This window comes from Zobellia russellii (assembly GCF_018728565.1).
Classification (GTDB): Bacteria; Bacteroidota; Bacteroidia; order Flavobacteriales; family Flavobacteriaceae; genus Zobellia; species Zobellia russellii.
Genome location: NZ_JACSOI010000006.1, coordinates 35,419 through 51,271, shown reverse-complemented (window position 1 = coordinate 51,271; position 15,853 = coordinate 35,419). Strand labels below are relative to the sequence as shown.

The 15,853-nt window shown below is 42.6% G+C and carries 12 protein-coding genes; all 12 read left to right on the top strand.

Annotation, left to right across the window (positions count from 1 at the left end; genetic code table 11):
* The first annotated feature begins 3 nt into the window (after window positions 1-3).
* Window positions 4-1,623, top strand: coding sequence for a sulfatase family protein (locus H9565_RS14750; protein WP_246560675.1), 1,620 nt, complete (start codon window positions 4-6; stop codon window positions 1,621-1,623).
* A gap of 315 nt (window positions 1,624-1,938) precedes the next feature.
* Window positions 1,939-2,595 (top strand): RNA polymerase sigma-70 factor, encoded by a 657-nt coding sequence (locus H9565_RS14745; protein ID WP_215440763.1) that lies wholly within the window; start codon window positions 1,939-1,941, stop codon window positions 2,593-2,595.
* A gap of 97 nt (window positions 2,596-2,692) precedes the next feature.
* Window positions 2,693-3,445 carry a GntR family transcriptional regulator gene (locus H9565_RS14740; protein ID WP_215440762.1) on the top strand — a complete coding sequence of 251 codons (753 nt, stop codon included), beginning with the start codon at window positions 2,693-2,695 and terminating at the stop codon, window positions 3,443-3,445.
* Between the two features lie 7 nt (window positions 3,446-3,452).
* Window positions 3,453-4,259 (top strand): sugar isomerase domain-containing protein, encoded by an 807-nt coding sequence (locus H9565_RS14735; protein ID WP_215440760.1) that lies wholly within the window; start codon window positions 3,453-3,455, stop codon window positions 4,257-4,259.
* Between the two features lie 69 nt (window positions 4,260-4,328).
* On the top strand, window positions 4,329-5,111 hold the full coding sequence (locus H9565_RS14730; protein WP_215440759.1) for an SDR family NAD(P)-dependent oxidoreductase: 783 nt from the start codon (window positions 4,329-4,331) through the stop codon (window positions 5,109-5,111).
* A 23-nt stretch (window positions 5,112-5,134) separates the two neighbouring features.
* Window positions 5,135-6,469, top strand: a complete 1,335-nt coding sequence (locus H9565_RS14725) for an FAD-dependent oxidoreductase (RefSeq protein WP_215440758.1) — start codon at window positions 5,135-5,137, stop codon at window positions 6,467-6,469.
* Between the two features lie 17 nt (window positions 6,470-6,486).
* Window positions 6,487-7,467: an ROK family protein gene (locus H9565_RS14720; RefSeq protein ID WP_215440757.1), complete on the top strand. Its 981-nt coding sequence runs from the start codon at window positions 6,487-6,489 to the stop codon at window positions 7,465-7,467.
* A gap of 237 nt (window positions 7,468-7,704) precedes the next feature.
* A complete protein-coding gene (locus H9565_RS14715) occupies window positions 7,705-8,388 on the top strand; it encodes a creatininase family protein (protein WP_215440756.1) in 684 nt (227 codons plus the stop codon).
* Window positions 8,389-8,636: 248 nt separating this feature from the next.
* A complete protein-coding gene (locus tag H9565_RS14710; RefSeq protein WP_215440754.1) occupies window positions 8,637-12,047 on the top strand; it encodes a TIM-barrel domain-containing protein in 3,411 nt (1,136 codons plus the stop codon).
* Between the two features lie 153 nt (window positions 12,048-12,200).
* Window positions 12,201-13,589: a sugar porter family MFS transporter gene (locus H9565_RS14705; protein WP_215440752.1), complete on the top strand. Its 1,389-nt coding sequence runs from the start codon at window positions 12,201-12,203 to the stop codon at window positions 13,587-13,589.
* Window positions 13,590-13,948: 359 nt separating this feature from the next.
* Complete coding sequence (locus H9565_RS14700) at window positions 13,949-14,512, top strand: sigma-70 family RNA polymerase sigma factor (protein ID WP_215440751.1); 564 nt, start codon at window positions 13,949-13,951, stop codon at window positions 14,510-14,512.
* A gap of 105 nt (window positions 14,513-14,617) precedes the next feature.
* Window positions 14,618-15,787: a FecR family protein gene (locus H9565_RS14695; RefSeq protein WP_215440749.1), complete on the top strand. Its 1,170-nt coding sequence runs from the start codon at window positions 14,618-14,620 to the stop codon at window positions 15,785-15,787.
* Window positions 15,788-15,853 lie beyond the last annotated feature (66 nt).

The following is a 15,853-nucleotide window of genomic DNA, read 5'->3' as shown; positions in this document are numbered from 1 at the left end:
AATATGGTAAAATTTAAACGTAATTCTGTTTTAACGCTTAAGGGTATAGGGGTGATCTGTACCTTGTTTATGGTTCAGCTTTCCGTCGCGCAGGATAAAAAGAAACCCAATATCATTTTTATCATGACCGATGACCATGCTGCCGGGGCAACGGGAATATATGGAGGTCGTTTGGCCGATCTGGGGGCTACGCCAAACCTAGATGCGTTGGCGAAGGAGGGTATGGTTTTTGAAAATTGCTTTGTGACCAATAGTATCTGTACGCCAAGTCGAGCTTCGATCATTACGGGTCAGTATAGTCAGACCAACGGTGTTCTCGATCTGTGGAACGAACTTGACGCCAGTAAACAATACCTCCCCCAAGAAATCAAAAAACTGGGCTATGAAACGGCCATGATCGGAAAATGGCACTTGCACCAAGAACCTAAGGCCTTTGATTATTATAAGGTCTTTCCTCTGCAGGGCACATATTTTGATCCAGAGTTTAGGGCTAAAGATAAAGGAAAGTGGCCCGATAATACGGTGCAATACAAAGGACATAGTTCCGATGTGGTCACCGACCAAGCTTTGAATTGGGTGCATAATCGGAAGAACCCCGAAAAACCTTTTTTCCTAATGTATCATTTTAAGGCACCTCATGATATGTTTGAGTTTAACCCTAAGTATGCGTCGTATCTTGAAGATGTAAAAATACCTGAGCCCCAAAGCCTCTACGATCAACCTCATTGGGGCTCTGAGGCTACACGGGGAAAAAATGATAGTTTACTACACGTTATCGGTTCATCGATCTCGAGTCGCCACCCGAACCGAAATTATGTGGATATATACAAGACGGGGAGTCTGCCTATGGAAAAAGAGCGAACAAGTGCCGCCTACCAAGAGTATTTAAAACGCTACCTGCGCTGTGTAAAAGGGGTCGATGATAATTTGGGCCGTTTTTTTGAGGATTTAAAAAAAGAAGGGCTTTGGGAAAATACCATCATCGTTTATACCTCGGATCAAGGCATGATGCTGGGTGAACACGACTTTGAGGATAAACGTTGGATGTATGAAGAATCGATACATATGCCCTTTATCGTGAGATATCCAGAAAAGATAAAAGCGGGTTCACGAAATAGTTATCTGATCAACAACACCGATTTTGCACCTACCTTGATTGAACTGGCCGGGGGAAGGGTTCCCGATTATATGCAAGGGAAAAGCCTAAAACCTATTATGGAAGGGGAGCGGCCCGATGACTGGCGTAGCGCAACCTATTATCGCTATTGGATGCAGATGGTCCACCACGACATACCTGCACATTTCGGATTACGGAGTGAAAATTACAAGTTGATCTTTTTTTATGGACGATACCATAACCTAGAAAAAGAAGGAAGCCTTTCTATGTATTGGAATGATGAGGAACATTCCAATAAAGTGGAACCTACTCCCGCTGCATGGGAATTCTACGATTTGAAAAACGATCCCGGGGAACTGGTCAACGCGTACGGAAATCCGAAATATCAAGACATCATTCAACAAATGAAGGCAGAGCTGAAAAGCACGAGAAAAGAACTGAATGAAGAAGATGATAAATATCCCCATTTACAAGAGATTATAGTCCGCCATTGGAATGACGAATAAATAGGTCAAACTAGCATATTTGCATGGCCGTAACTTTAGAATAAGCCCCTATACCGCATACCTGTATCCGACACCTCCTTGAACGACGTTTGCGTTTTGGGCCGGGCCGAATGCAAGTTTCAGACAAGCGCTCTTGGGTAAGGTTACGGGCGCTTTTTGCTAGGCTGTCATTACCTCGTTTTTACAATTGTTCATTTTTGAAGAGGTAATTTTGTTGTTTTAACAGATGTTGAGCTTATTTTTTAATAAAAGTTCATTTTTTATTTGCTCAAATAATATATTATTATAATATTTGAGTAAATAATAATAAAAGCAATGCCAGCAACCCAAACCCTTCCGACAAAACAATTAGAGGCTGTACATACAGATACTCCGGATCGCTTATTGGTAGGGAAGGTAAAATTGGGGTGTGCCTTGTCTTATGCCAAGTTGTTTGAGATTTACGGCGACAAACTTTATTATTTCGCCTTGGGATATATAAAGTCGCCAATCGAGGCGGAGGGAGTAGTGCAAGACGTTTTTGTAAAAGTTTGGGAGAAGCGTGAATCGTTAAAATTGGAATGTTCCTTTAAGTCGTACATTTTTACGATTGCCTTTAATTTGGTAAAAAAGGTGTTCAATAAGAGGAAGCGTTTGCGTAAGTATATTGATTCAAAGGAAATTATACACGGGTTTGATTTTTCTACGGAGAACCAAATCGAATATAATTTTATGATGGAATGGTTAAATAACCTAGTGGGCGAAATGCCGGAAAGGAGAAGGGAAACCTTTATCCAGAGTCGGTTCAATGGTCTTCCCGTGAAAGAAATCGCCAAGGAAATGAACGTTAGTCCCAAAACCGTGGAGAACCAAATAACGGCAGCCTTAAAATTCATCAAGGCGCATTGGGATATCGATGTGGTGTCTAAACGGTACAAGGCCAAGCCGAAGGTCAAGTTGGCCCAAATTGAACCGACCGAATTAAGTTGCTAGTGAATACGGAGACATTGAAGGGCATGGTAGATCATATTATTATATTTTTTAGCGTAAATTCCGGTATTTTGATAAAAACACATTTAAATTCAGGAATTTGAAGAATAAAATACCACTATATCATAAGGTTTACGACTACCTTTTAAAGAAGATAGAGAAGGAATTCAATCCAGGGGATCTACTTCCCACCCAATCTGAAATCGCCAAAGAAACGGAGACTAGTTTGATTACGGTCAAAAGGGCCATTAAGGAATTGGAAGCTATGGGCTACGTAGAATCTAAGGCAGGAAAGGGCACAACCGTCAAGAAGCCCCAAATTGTCGATAGCCATGTGGGCGTATCGAGTTGGACGGACTCTATAATCGGTCAGGGGAAGGTACCGAGTACGGCTTGGACGAAAATAGAAAAAAAGGCTCCGACCCATAAGGTTGCGGCAGTTCTAGGTTTAAAGGCCCGTCAGAAAACCGTTTATGTAGAACGGCTCCGATTGATTGATAATAGGCCTATTTGTTTAATGTACAATGAAATGCCAATGCACTTGGTGCCTGGGTTTAACGAAGAAATAAAACTTGAGGAATCGATCTATACCTATTTGAAAGAGAATTATGGACTTATCGGTGTTTCGGCCGATGAGGAAGTATATGCTAGGGAGGCTACCGCTTATGAGATCAATATCTTAAAACTAAAATCGCCCATTGTTTTGGTTATCGAAAGAACATCGTATCTGCAAGATGATACGCCTTATGAGTCGTCTTGCATCATTGCTGCGGCCGATTCTTACGTTTACCGTTCCAGACAAATCAACAAAACGGTAGACACCGAAATATTACGAAACTTATTAACCGAATAAAGATACTATGAGCCTAACATTTCCAGATCAACTAGATATAGTGAAGGAAGGTCTAAAAAAACAAGAAAAACTATTAAAACAGGTAGCCGGATTTTACGCCGACGCTATAGAAAGTGGAGGTTTGGTGCATTTATATGCAAATGGGCACTCCCGTCAGTCCGTAGAGGAGACGGTCATACGTATGGGGGCACTTACGGGCTTTAAGCCCATATTGTCCGATGCCATTACTACTTTTAATGACGTCACCGGGGCCAATGGTATTCGGGTAGACCAGTTTTACGAAAAAGTTGAGGGCATAGGAAAGATACTTTTAAAGGAAATCCACTTCGGCCCTAAAGATGTGCTTGTAGTGATTACCGCTACGGGCACGACCCCTGCCGCGGTTGACATGGCCGCCGAGTTTAGTAAGCAATATCCGGGTCTAAAAATTATAGGTATTGCCAGCGCGACCCAATCGGCCAAGATTACGCCACGCCATAGCGGGGGTAAGAACCTGATCCATATTCTGGAAGAGAACCCCAATGGCTATTTTATTGATAACTCCATGCCCAACGGTGACCTGTCGGTTGAGTTTCAAGGTAAAACGGATCGCTATAATGTATGTCCCCTGTCTACGGTAGGTGCCATTTCGGTAACACAAAGCCTAAATGAATTGACCATTAAGGAGCTGGATAAGAGAGGGGTAAAACACTATGTGTTGCGGAATATGCATATCGCCGATACTACCGACAATTATGATGAATGGTTAGATGATCAAAGAAAGCGATATGCCCTTGCCAGCCATAACCCCAACCGCGTACAACCGATTCAATAACCCTCGGGTGGCCCGGCCATTTGAGAAAAACTGAATGCACTGTGCACAAATGGCACAATGACCCGAGAAATGAAAGACAAGATTTTTATTATAACAGGCTCTTCCGGTATTGCAGCGGAAACCATTAAGATGGTCCTCGCAAAGGGGGCAAAGGTATTTTACATAGGACGTGATGCCGAGCGCTGCCAAGACTTTCAAGATCAGCTAAGAAAAGATGGCCTTGATGCCGATTATATCGTTGGCGATTTGGTCGATCCAGAGGTAGCCCCCGCCTTGGTAAAGGCCTGTATTGAAAAATACGGACGTATAGACGGACTTTTCAATGTTGCGGGAATTAGTGGCCGACGTTTTGGTGATGGTCCGGTACACGAGTGTACGGAAGAAGGATGGAACATTACCATGACGACCAATGTAACCACCCAATATAGAATGTGCCGGGAAGTAGTACGGCAAATGTTGGCTCAAGACCCTGATAAAGATGGCCTGAGGGGAAGTATTCTCAATATGTCGAGCATTTTAGGGCTGTCTCCCGAACCGAAATTTTTCAGTACGATCGGGTATGCCGCCGCCAAAGGGGCCATAATCAGTATGAGTACCTCTATGGCATCAAAGTATGCGCTGAACAAGATTCGCGTAAATACGATCGCCCCCGGACTGGCATTGACGCGAATGAGTGCCAGGGCCACCCAAGACGAGGCCATTACGGCCTTTATGAAAGAGAAACAACCTCTTGAAGGAGGGGTTATGGATGCCAAAGACGTGGCTTCGTCCGCCATATTCCTTCTAGGTAATCAAAGCAAATCTATTACAGGGGAAGTACTAAAGGTCGATGCAGGCTGGAGTATTTCCTGATCAAAATTAAGAGAAGTAAAATTATGCAAACATACAACAGATCATTGCCTATATCCGATAGTTACGACCTTATTGTAGTAGGCTCGGGCTCCGCAGGTTGCCCTGCGGCCATAGCGGCAGGTAGAAGAGGGGTAAGGGTATTATTATTGGAACGCTTAGGCTTTTTGGGAGGTACCAGCACGGCCGTATTGGATACGTTTTACGGGTATTATACACCCGGGGAGCGTTCGGCCAAAGTCGTGGGAGGTATTGCCAACGATGTTGTAAAAGGCTTGGCAGGCTACAATGCCTATTTGGAACGCCCGAATTCTTTCGGGGCGGGTACCGGGGTTACCTACCATCCGGAATATCTCAAAGTGGTATGGGAACAACTGGCCAAAAACGCTGGGGTCGAAATCCTGCTAAACGCTTGGGTACAAGATACGGTAACCGATGGCGACAAGGTCGTCGGTTTGGTCGTGGCTACAAAAAGCGGACTCCAATATATCAAATGCAAACAACTGATCGATGCCTCCGGTGATGCGGATATTTGCCATCAGGCCGGAATCCCTTACGAATTGGCAGGGGCTATCGATCCGGCGCAGACCTTGACTACCACGTTTAAAATGATCAATGTAGATTTAGTCAAACGAAAAACGATATCCAAGGCGGAAATCAATACTTTAATGGAAAAAGCTGCCGCTACGGGACGGTTTAATTTACCGAGAAAGGAAGGTAGCGACCATATCACACCCGTAGATCATATGACGGCAACCATTATGACCCGCTTGTCTTCCTACAAAAAAGACGTCAATGGAAATGTTATCAATGCCGCTGACCCGAAATTATGGTCCGATGCCGAAATGGAAGGGCGATTGCAGGCTTTGGAGTATATTCGGTTTTTAAAGGAATATGTTCCAGGCTATGAAAAGTCGGAACTCTCCACTTTCGGGGTTCAGATAGGGGTTCGTGAAACCCGAAGGGTACACGGGCATTATAGACTGACGGCCGAAGACGTCTTAGGGGCCCGTAAGTTCAAAGACCAGATCGGACTTTGCGGTGCGCCAATGGAAGACCATCACGATGGAGAGGGCGTTCGCTGGCAGTATATTCCCAATGGGGAAACGGTGGGAATTCCATATCGTACCCTCGTTCCTTTGGAAAGTAGTAATATTTTGGTGGCGGGACGATGCTTCTCGGCCAACCATGTTGCACAAAGTAGTGTGCGATCTATGGGGCAGTGTATGGTAATGGGGGAGGCCGCAGGTGTGGCTTCGTCAATGGCATTGCAAAAAGGATGTGCTCCTATCGATATCGATACGGATGAATTAAGGGCGATTTTGAAAAAACAAGGCGCCTTGGTAGATGCTCCCCAATAAGGGGCAAAATTATGCGAATGAAAGACTACACAATAGCAATAGATGTTGGCGGTACCCGAATAAAGGCAGGAATTGTCGATTCGGAAGGGAAACTATATCGTTCCGAAGAAGTAAATTCAAATGCGCATTTGGGAGCCGATGCTATGCTCGAAGTGGTAAAGGAATTGATAAAAGATCGCTTGCCCAAATCCGAAGAAGATGGTGTCTGTATCGGAATTGGATTGGGGCTTACAGGTCCGGTTGATCTCAATATGGGAGTAGTTTTATTGCCGGGAAAGTTTGAAGGACTAGAGGGATTTCCCATAGTGCCTATGCTCAGGGAGGCCTTTAACCTCCCCGTTTTTGCAGAGAACGATGGGCGTTTGGCAGCCTATGCGGCCAAATATTACGGAAATGCCAAAGATGTCGATTGGGCAGTGGTCGTTACCTTGGGTACCGGCATTGGTTCTGGGGTAATCATTAACGGACAGATTTTGGTTGACCCGCATTTTAATTTCGGTATTCAAATGGGGCATCTGGTGATGGACGCCAGCAATAAACAATTTTGCCTGACTGGAAATTATGGTACGGGAGAAACCCTGTGTTCGGCAACCGCCCTGGTAAACCAAGTGAAGACGGCAATTCAAAGAGGCCTTCCCTCGGTCTTGTCCGAGAGTTATTTTAAAGACTCCTTCCGTATAGGTTTTAAGGAAATAGCGGAAGCTTGTAGAAATGGAGATGAGTTGTGTAGAAGGGAGTTGGAATTGTGGAAGGAACACTTGGCAGTACTACTTATCAATGCCACCCATGCCTACGGTCCCCAAAAAATCATATTGAGCGGAGGGGCCACCTTGGCGGCCGACCTTTTTCTAGACGATGTACAGGAAAAAGTCAATAAACGCGTATTTCGCTATCCGAAAAACCAAGGCGTCCCCATTGAGATATCTATCATAAAAGAGCATGCGGGCGTCTATGGTGCCGCGGCGATGTTAAGGGAGAAACTTTCCACTAAGAACTAAATCGGCAGGGTTATGACCTTCCTGTTAGGGGCTAGACCTCTTTTTAGGATATAATCTATATATGTCTTTTTTTCAAATAGAAGGAAAATCTTGGAGCCATAGTAAACTATCTCGGGGCAAGCCCGAGCGGTATTAAAAGGAATACACCTTGATTTCGAGGCAAGCCTTGGAGTATTTAATCTCGATTATCGAGTAAACAGAAAGTGGTTTCTAACAGTAATTTATATATGTGAGCAAATGAAAGAGTGGCTAAAATTGACATCAGAAGAGATCGGAAAACTAGATAGGGCTATACCGGTTATAGTTCCCTTAGGGTTGGTGGAGGCCCATGGGCCGCACTTGGCTACAAGCGTCGATATCGATACCGCCAATTATTTTAGCAGGAAAGTGGCCGAAAATACGGGGGCGATCCTCGCACCTTGCGTAAATTATGGTTTTGCGGATGAAATGCGCGATTATCCTGGTACGCTAGGGGTGACCGCCGAAACCTTTATGGCCATAGTTCAAGATCTGATACTGCGTTTCTATAAAACCGGATTTAAGAAAGTCGTTTTTATAACGGGACATGGGGCCAATAAAACGGCCTGCGAATTGGCTTTCTTTAAAATATGGGAATCACATCCAGATTTTAAAGGGGTCTGTTGGAACTGGTGGAGCGATTGCGGCATAACGGGTATTCACCATGCGGATAAGGGGGAAACAGAAGTCGCTATGGCTGTGGGTACACCCTCCAAAATGGAAGCCGTACGTGATTTTGAGGTAAATAAACCGTGGTATAAAATAGCTTCACGATACGAGTTGGATCCAGAATCGGGCGGTATTAACGGAAAACCGAGTCTCGCCGATATTGAAAATGGAAACAAGATTTGCGATAAGGCCGTTGAAGCACTGACCGAGAAAGTCAGGCAAGCCTTCAAATAGAAACATGGGGCACTTTTTTCAAGCAGGGGGTTCCTGCCCTTGCCAGTGAGGCCAAAATCAAAACAGTAACAAAAGTACCAAGAGACGCTAAGTAGGAAATCAACCGAACACTTGAGGAATGGGAAAAGTAGTTAGGGGGCCATTTGGCTTGCTATCCGTCTTGATTAGAAAGCAATACAGTGATAAGTAGAACCTTTACCGATAATTTTTTTAGTAACATTTAATATTTCTTAACCGATTCCTGGCACATGAATAAACGTAGTACAATACTTCTTTTGGCTTTTTTTACGACTTTTTTTCAAGGTCTTGCCCAAGAAGCCCTTGGCGGGGTAATCTCATACGAGCAAACTGACAAAGCCCTTGTTTTTGAATGCGCCGATGGAAAAAAGGCAAAGCTCAGTATTCTTTCAAGTGACATGATAAGGGTTCAGATTTCCACGGATGGTTTATTTAAAACCTCTGCAATGGAACAATTGGGTTTTGTCAAGAACGATTTTTTAAGCGAAGCCTTTGATGTAGACGAAAATCCCGATAGTTATACCATTACCACTTCCAAAATAAATATTAAAGTAGAAAAGAAAGCTTTTCGTATTGAGGTAACCGACAAAGAGGGACGCCTTATCCTTCGTGAAAATAAACGCTTGGGAGCACAAACGGGAAAGGGAAATATCTTGAATTTCGATATGCCCGCCGATGAACATTTTTTTGGTTTTGGGTTTATGCGAAGCACCTTGGATGCTCGAGGTAAAAAATTAACCTTTAAGAGGGAATATCGATGGAAAGGAGCGACTGTGCCTTATTTTATGAGTACGCGTGGCTATGCTTTCTATTCTAACAATGTTCACAATCAACACTTTGATTTTACCAATAAAACCGATGCGGAATGCTGTGATTATTACAGCATATCTTCCAATGGGGGGCTCATTGATTATTATATCATATATGGCCCCGATTTTCCAAATTTGCTCGATCGATATACCGAATTGACGGGCAAAACCCAGATGGTGCCGCGTTGGGCGTTTGGGCTACAGTATCGTTTGAGATATTACGGCAATAGTGAAGATTTTATAAATGTGGCCAAAGAATTTCGGGCCAAGGAAATTCCGGCTGACATTATGGCCCTTGAGCCTGGATGGGAAGAAGTAGCCTATTCTATGGATTGGAAATGGAGCAAAAAACGCTTTCCGAATCCCGAACATATGATAAAGGAGTTGGCAGATATGGGGTTTAAGTTAGATTTATGGGAGTCTGGCGTTGCACCTATTGAAAATGTTACAGACCCGAAAGTGCGAAAAAAGTGGTTTGCGAAACGAAAGAACATTATAAATTCTGGTGTGAAGATGTTCAAGCAAGATGACCCCTATCCCAGAAGTATTTTGAGTTCAGAACTGTTAAGTCCCATTTTAGCCAAAAATCAAATTAAAGATGTATTGATGAATGGCGAAGAACTCAATAATGTAGCCAACTCACTTTATAGCGAAACCCTTTTTGACGAGTATCGAAAGTTAACGGGCGAAAGGGCTATCGTTATGTTTCATGCCTACAATGCATCGGTGGCCTCGCATCGTTGGCCCTTTCAATGGGCCGGAGATTTTCAGGCCTCCAACGGAATGCTAAATGCAAGTCTTTCAGGTCACGCCATGGTCAGCTATGATATAAGAAATCCGTATGCCGCGGGATGGCATCAGGGCTTTTTTACACCGTTTTCGGTGGTTGATAGTTGGGCCTATTACCGTGAACCTTGGCTATATTCGGAATCAATAGAAAACAGCCATCGCCTATATGCCTGTTTACGTTCTCGTTTGGTGCCCTACTTCTATTCGTCTTTGTGGCAATCGCATAAGACGGCACTTCCTATAGAACGTCCGATGGTTCTGAACTATACAAAAGACCCCAATACCTATAATATGGCATCGCAATTTATGGTGGGCGATTGGTTTTTACTGGCCCTAAGTGATTGGGATGACGCCCCTGATGGCGAAAAGATTGATTTCTGGACAGGGTCTCAAAAAGGTAATTATGGAAGTGCTTATCTTCCCGAAGGTAAATGGGTCGATTATTGGTCTGGCGAGGTGCACCAAATTGAAGAAGCAAAATACGTTGACGGTGAATGGCCGGAATATATGGGGGGATTATTATACGTAAAGGCCGGTGCCATTATCCCCATGGGACAGGTAAATAACTATATAGGGGAGACGGAAGATGAAATAATAGTCTTGGATGTGTATCCGTATAAGGAATCCTCCTATGAATTATATGAAGATGATGGTATTTCCTATGACTACGAAAAAGGAAAACATGCGTTAACCAAAATTACTTCAGAGGAAGGGAAAAACACGGTTGAAATAAATATATCGAGACGAGAAGGAAGCTATAAAAACATGCCTTCAAAACGTAGTTATGTGATCAAGACGCATACGTTGACCCAACCAAAGAGTATACAGGTAGATGGGCAAGAACTGATGTTTTTCGCAAATAGCGACGACCTAAAATATAACGATTCGAATAATGGATGGTACTTCGACGCCAAGGCCAAAAAGGCTATCATAAAATTAGATAAGGGGTGGAAGTTCGATTTACAAACCGAAGGTGTTGATCCGTTGGCAACAATACCACCCACAGCTAAGTATGAACGAATTCTTTGGAAAGCCCATGCGCAAACAACAGAGAGGGCAAGAAAAATTAAAATTGAGTTTCCATCGAAACCTGTACCTCTATTGAAATCAAATATATCGGCCTTGCCTGCGGACAGTTTTAGCAAGGCGGAAATAGTAATGCATTTTCAAAATGTAAAACAAGCTGTTGGAACTATTGGTGTTTCCTTAGAAGGTCCGATTGCCTTTGGTGATGGCTCTAGGGAGCTTCAAATTGATGTTGTAGATAGAAGGGCGAACTTTTCCGTAATATCTGGGGATAGTCCTGGAATAGGAAAAATAACGGTGAAAGGTGACGGTATAGAAACGGTTTCACATAAAATTCCGGTTTATGGGAAACCCGTAAGCTTACAAATGTCGGTTAAAAATACGGTACTGGTCGCCGATGGAGAGAACGAACAGGAGTTCTTGGGCCAAGTATATGATGCGAATGGTATAAGGGTGCTCAACGTAGCATCACCTTTAATCATAGATATTGAAGGAGAGGCCTTGAGCGATAACGGCATGAAAAAGGACAGTATCGCATTCGAAAACGGGAATGCATTGTTTCATATTAACTCGACCTATAAAACAGGTGAGATCAAAGTAAACGCTTCATTTAAAAACATTCGAGGGAATACCATGGTTACGAAATCGGAAAAGGGAGAGATGCAAGTCCGAATGAATCCTCCAGAAAAGGTAAAGTTGGATTCAGATGGAGGTTGGATTCCCGATAATGTAACGGTATTCTTGAATTTTAAGGCAGGAGGGCAACTGATCAAGAACAGCAATAAGAAGGTCACGCTGAATGTTTACGATAAAAACGGGACATTACTGGATACGTATTCGCAAAAGGCAAAAAAAGGCGAGGTGATATTTAAGGATATATCATATTACAAAAGACCGGCACAATGTCTGTTTGAAATAAAGTGTGAAGGCTATGAAACGGTAAGGAAAAAAGTATTTGAAAATACTTGGGATGTCGACCCGGCTACCTATAAAAATGGCAAAAGGGTCAGGCATTGATCAGCCTTAGTTTCCGTGTTTGTTGAAGGCCCGTTTTCATTAAAATTGGAATAGGTGGTTGACCGATCGGTGAACATCCGGTTTAGGGTGTTATAATTTGGTGACCGCAATTTAGTAAGTACTTGAATACGTATTAATATCATATAAAATAATATGCAGCACAAATTCAATTTTAGATATATCTTTTTTATATCGATTACTTCGGCAATGGGAGGCCTTCTTTTTGGTTATGACTGGGTGGTTATTGGTGGGGCCAAACCATTTTACGAACGTTTTTTTGAGATCGCCGACCTTCCTTCTTTACAAGGATGGGCCATGAGCAGTGCCCTGATCGGATGTATTGTTGGGGCCGCCTTCGCAGGTAAAATAACCGAGCGTTTCGGTCGAAAGAAACCCTTGGGGCTGGCCGCATTTTTGTTTGTAATTTCTGCTTTTGGTACAGGTTGGTTCAATGATTTTAACGTATTCATCGTTTTTAGGATCTTAGGGGGACTTGGTATTGGTCTGGCGTCTACCATTTCGCCAATGTACATTGCCGAAGTATCCCCATCGATTTATAGAGGGAGATTGGTTTCTTTGAACCAATTGGCCATAGTAGTAGGGATATTGGCCGCGCAGATAATCAACTACGGCATTGCCGATCCTGTGGTGCAGAATGCCTCCGACATCCAAATTCTTGAGTCATGGAACGGTCAGATGGGATGGCGATGGATGTTTTGGGCGGAGCTGGTGCCTGCCTTCCTATTCTTTATCTTGATTTTTGCCATTCCGGAAAGCCCTAGGTGGTTGTCGAAAAATTCACAAAAGGAACTTTCCCTGAAAATACTATCGAACATAGGTGGCGACGATTATGCGCGACAGACCCAATCGGAAATAAACGAAAACCTTATAGGTGCTGAAAGTAAGGTGAGCTTGTCTCAATTGTTCAAGGGGAAAAACAAAAAACTTGTGATTACCGGGGTTGTACTGGCCTTTTTGCAACAATGGTGCGGTATCAACGTCATCTTTAATTATGCGGAAGAAATTTTTACCAGTGCGGGATATGGGGTGAGCGATGCTCTTTTTAATATTATTTTAACTGGAATTGTGAATTTGATTTTTACGTTAATAGCAATGCGGGTCATTGATCGATGGGGGAGACGAAACCTATGGCTATTAGGTTCTGTTGGGCTGGGGCTATTGTATGTTTGTATAGGTCTATTCTACTTTTTTGCTTTAAAGGGTTTTGTTTTAGTAGTATTGGTAGTAATTGCAATTGCCATATATGCATTGACACTGGCACCTGTCTTTTGGGTGCTAATATCCGAAATTTTTCCAAACCGTATAAGGGGAGCAGCTATGTCATTGACAACTACAGGACTATGGGTAGCTTGCTTTTTGTTAACGTACAGCTTTCCAATGTTGAATAAAGCAATGGGGGCATATGGCACGTTTTGGTTATTTGCTGGCATTTGTGTTTTATGTTTTCTGTTCGTAAAGTATAGAATTCCTGAAACAAAGAATAAATCCTTGGAAGAGATTGAAAAAATGTTTGAAGTTTAATTTTTAATAGAGAATAAAATGGGGAGTCTTAAAAGAAATAATACTGATGTAATTTTTTCCGCGTACTTAAGATTAGAGAAATATAAATTTCTGCTTGTTTTATAATGACTTCACTATTCATTATAAAAAGAGGAAATTTCAAGGAAAATCAGTTTATTTATAATTCACTTTCGATTTGAACGACTTTGGTAATTATGCTCATTCGTAGGTAACTGATAAGTTAAGAGTACCTAACCGCAAAAAAAAAGCTAATGCGCGCCATCATAAGTTTGTATACATAGAATTGTGGTAGGCCAAAGTTTTGTTGTTCTGGGTTAACCGATGTATTATTCCTTTAAATCTCTAAACGGATGGAATCAATGAAAATAACAGCTAATAGCTCCTTACGGAAACCAGTGGATACCAAAGACGAACATGGTATACGGCTAAAGGTGCAGGTTATTTTCAAGGAGTGCTATAGTGAATTCTGTTTGTTGTCTTATAGTTACGTGGCTTGTATGGACCAGGCAAAGGACATTGTTCAAGATGTGTTCGTAAAAATCTTGGTCAAAGATCAGGCAGCCGAAATTTTAAACCTTAAGGCCTATATCTGGAGGGCCGTTAAGAATACAAGCCTGAAACATTTGGAACGTTCCAAAAAATTAGAGCCCTTAAATCAAAATGCCTTGATAATCGCCTTAGAGAAAGAGGAGCCGGATGATGAACTGAGGTTGAAGGTGCAAGATGCGCTCGAAAAACTTCCTCCCCAATGCAAGAACGTTTTTGAACTTTGTGTGGTAAAGGGCCAGAAATACAATTCTACCGCCGATTCCTTAGGGATATCGGTGAATACGGTAAAGACCCAAATGAAAAAAGCATATCGGATTTTGCGAAATAATTTAAGAAATGCGCATTACATCATCTTCTTTTTTGTGGTTTTTTAGTTTTTGCTGGAAAAATTTTAAACTTTTCTCAAAATAGCATCACCCTCTTTTATTATTTCTGGGTCATATACCAAAGCGATCAATTTTTAAGCTTGATCGAACGGAATGAAGACTATGGATATAGCCCCGATTATAGTAAAAAAACTAAAGGACAAACTTACCGATGAAGAACGGTTCTATTTTGATGCTTGGATAAATGATTCCGAGGAAAATAGATCCTTGTTTCGACGCCTTCAAGCTATTGAAAAGAAGGGAGGAAACGTTTCAGAGGTTTTGGAACTCGATATCGATGCGGATTGGCACCGTATCGTAGCGCGCTCACAAACGCAAAAAAGGAAAAACCAGCTCCGTTCTTTCCAATGGTTTCCATTGAAATATGCCGCACTGCTTATCGTGGGGCTGACCTTGGGTCTGGGCTACTTGAAATATGGCACCGATACCGATAGCCCCGTGACACCGACCGATGCCATTACCTTACAACTGGGCAATGGTGAAGTCAAGGTGATTTCCCCCAACGAGATAAAGTCCATTACCAACAAAAAGGGAAGCGTATTGGTAAAGCAGGTGGAAGAACAATTGGACTATTCCATACATAGGGAGGCCACGGAACTTTCGTATAACACCTTAAAAGTGCCCTATGGTAAAAGATTTACACTGATCCTGTCCGATAGTACCATAGTACACCTCAATGCGGGGTCTTCCCTAAAGTATCCCGTTAAATTTATACCAGGGCAAAACCGACAAGTCTTTCTTTCGGGCGAAGGCTATTTCAATGTATACAAAGATAAAAGGCACCCATTTGTTGTAAGTGCAGGAGGAATGGATGTTCAGGTCTTGGGCACCCAGTTCAATATATCGTCTTATAGTTTAGATAGAAAAGTGAGTACCGTTTTGGTGGAGGGGTCGGTAATGCTCTATCCTGCGCAAAAAGGGAACAAGACCGCGAAGGGTACATTATTGCAGCCCGGATACAAGGGCGACTGGGATAAGTTCCATGAACAGATAGATTTTGAGAAAGTCGATACCCATACGTATACCGATTGGGTAAAAGGGGTGTTGGTACTAAAGCGTACTTCCTTTAAACAGATTATAGAAAAGCTACAAAGGCATTATAACGTGACCATAGAGAATAGGTATGAAAAATTAAATGGCCAAGTGTTTACCGCCACCTTTGATGTAGAGACCATAGACGATGTGTTAAATTCCTTTACGCTCGAAACCCCTTTTGAATATCAAATAACAGATAACCATATTATCATTTTCCCACCAAAATAATCACAAAACCAACTAATACCAAGTGCCTATGAAATAACCAAAAAAAAAGTGAATTGAACAAAATCG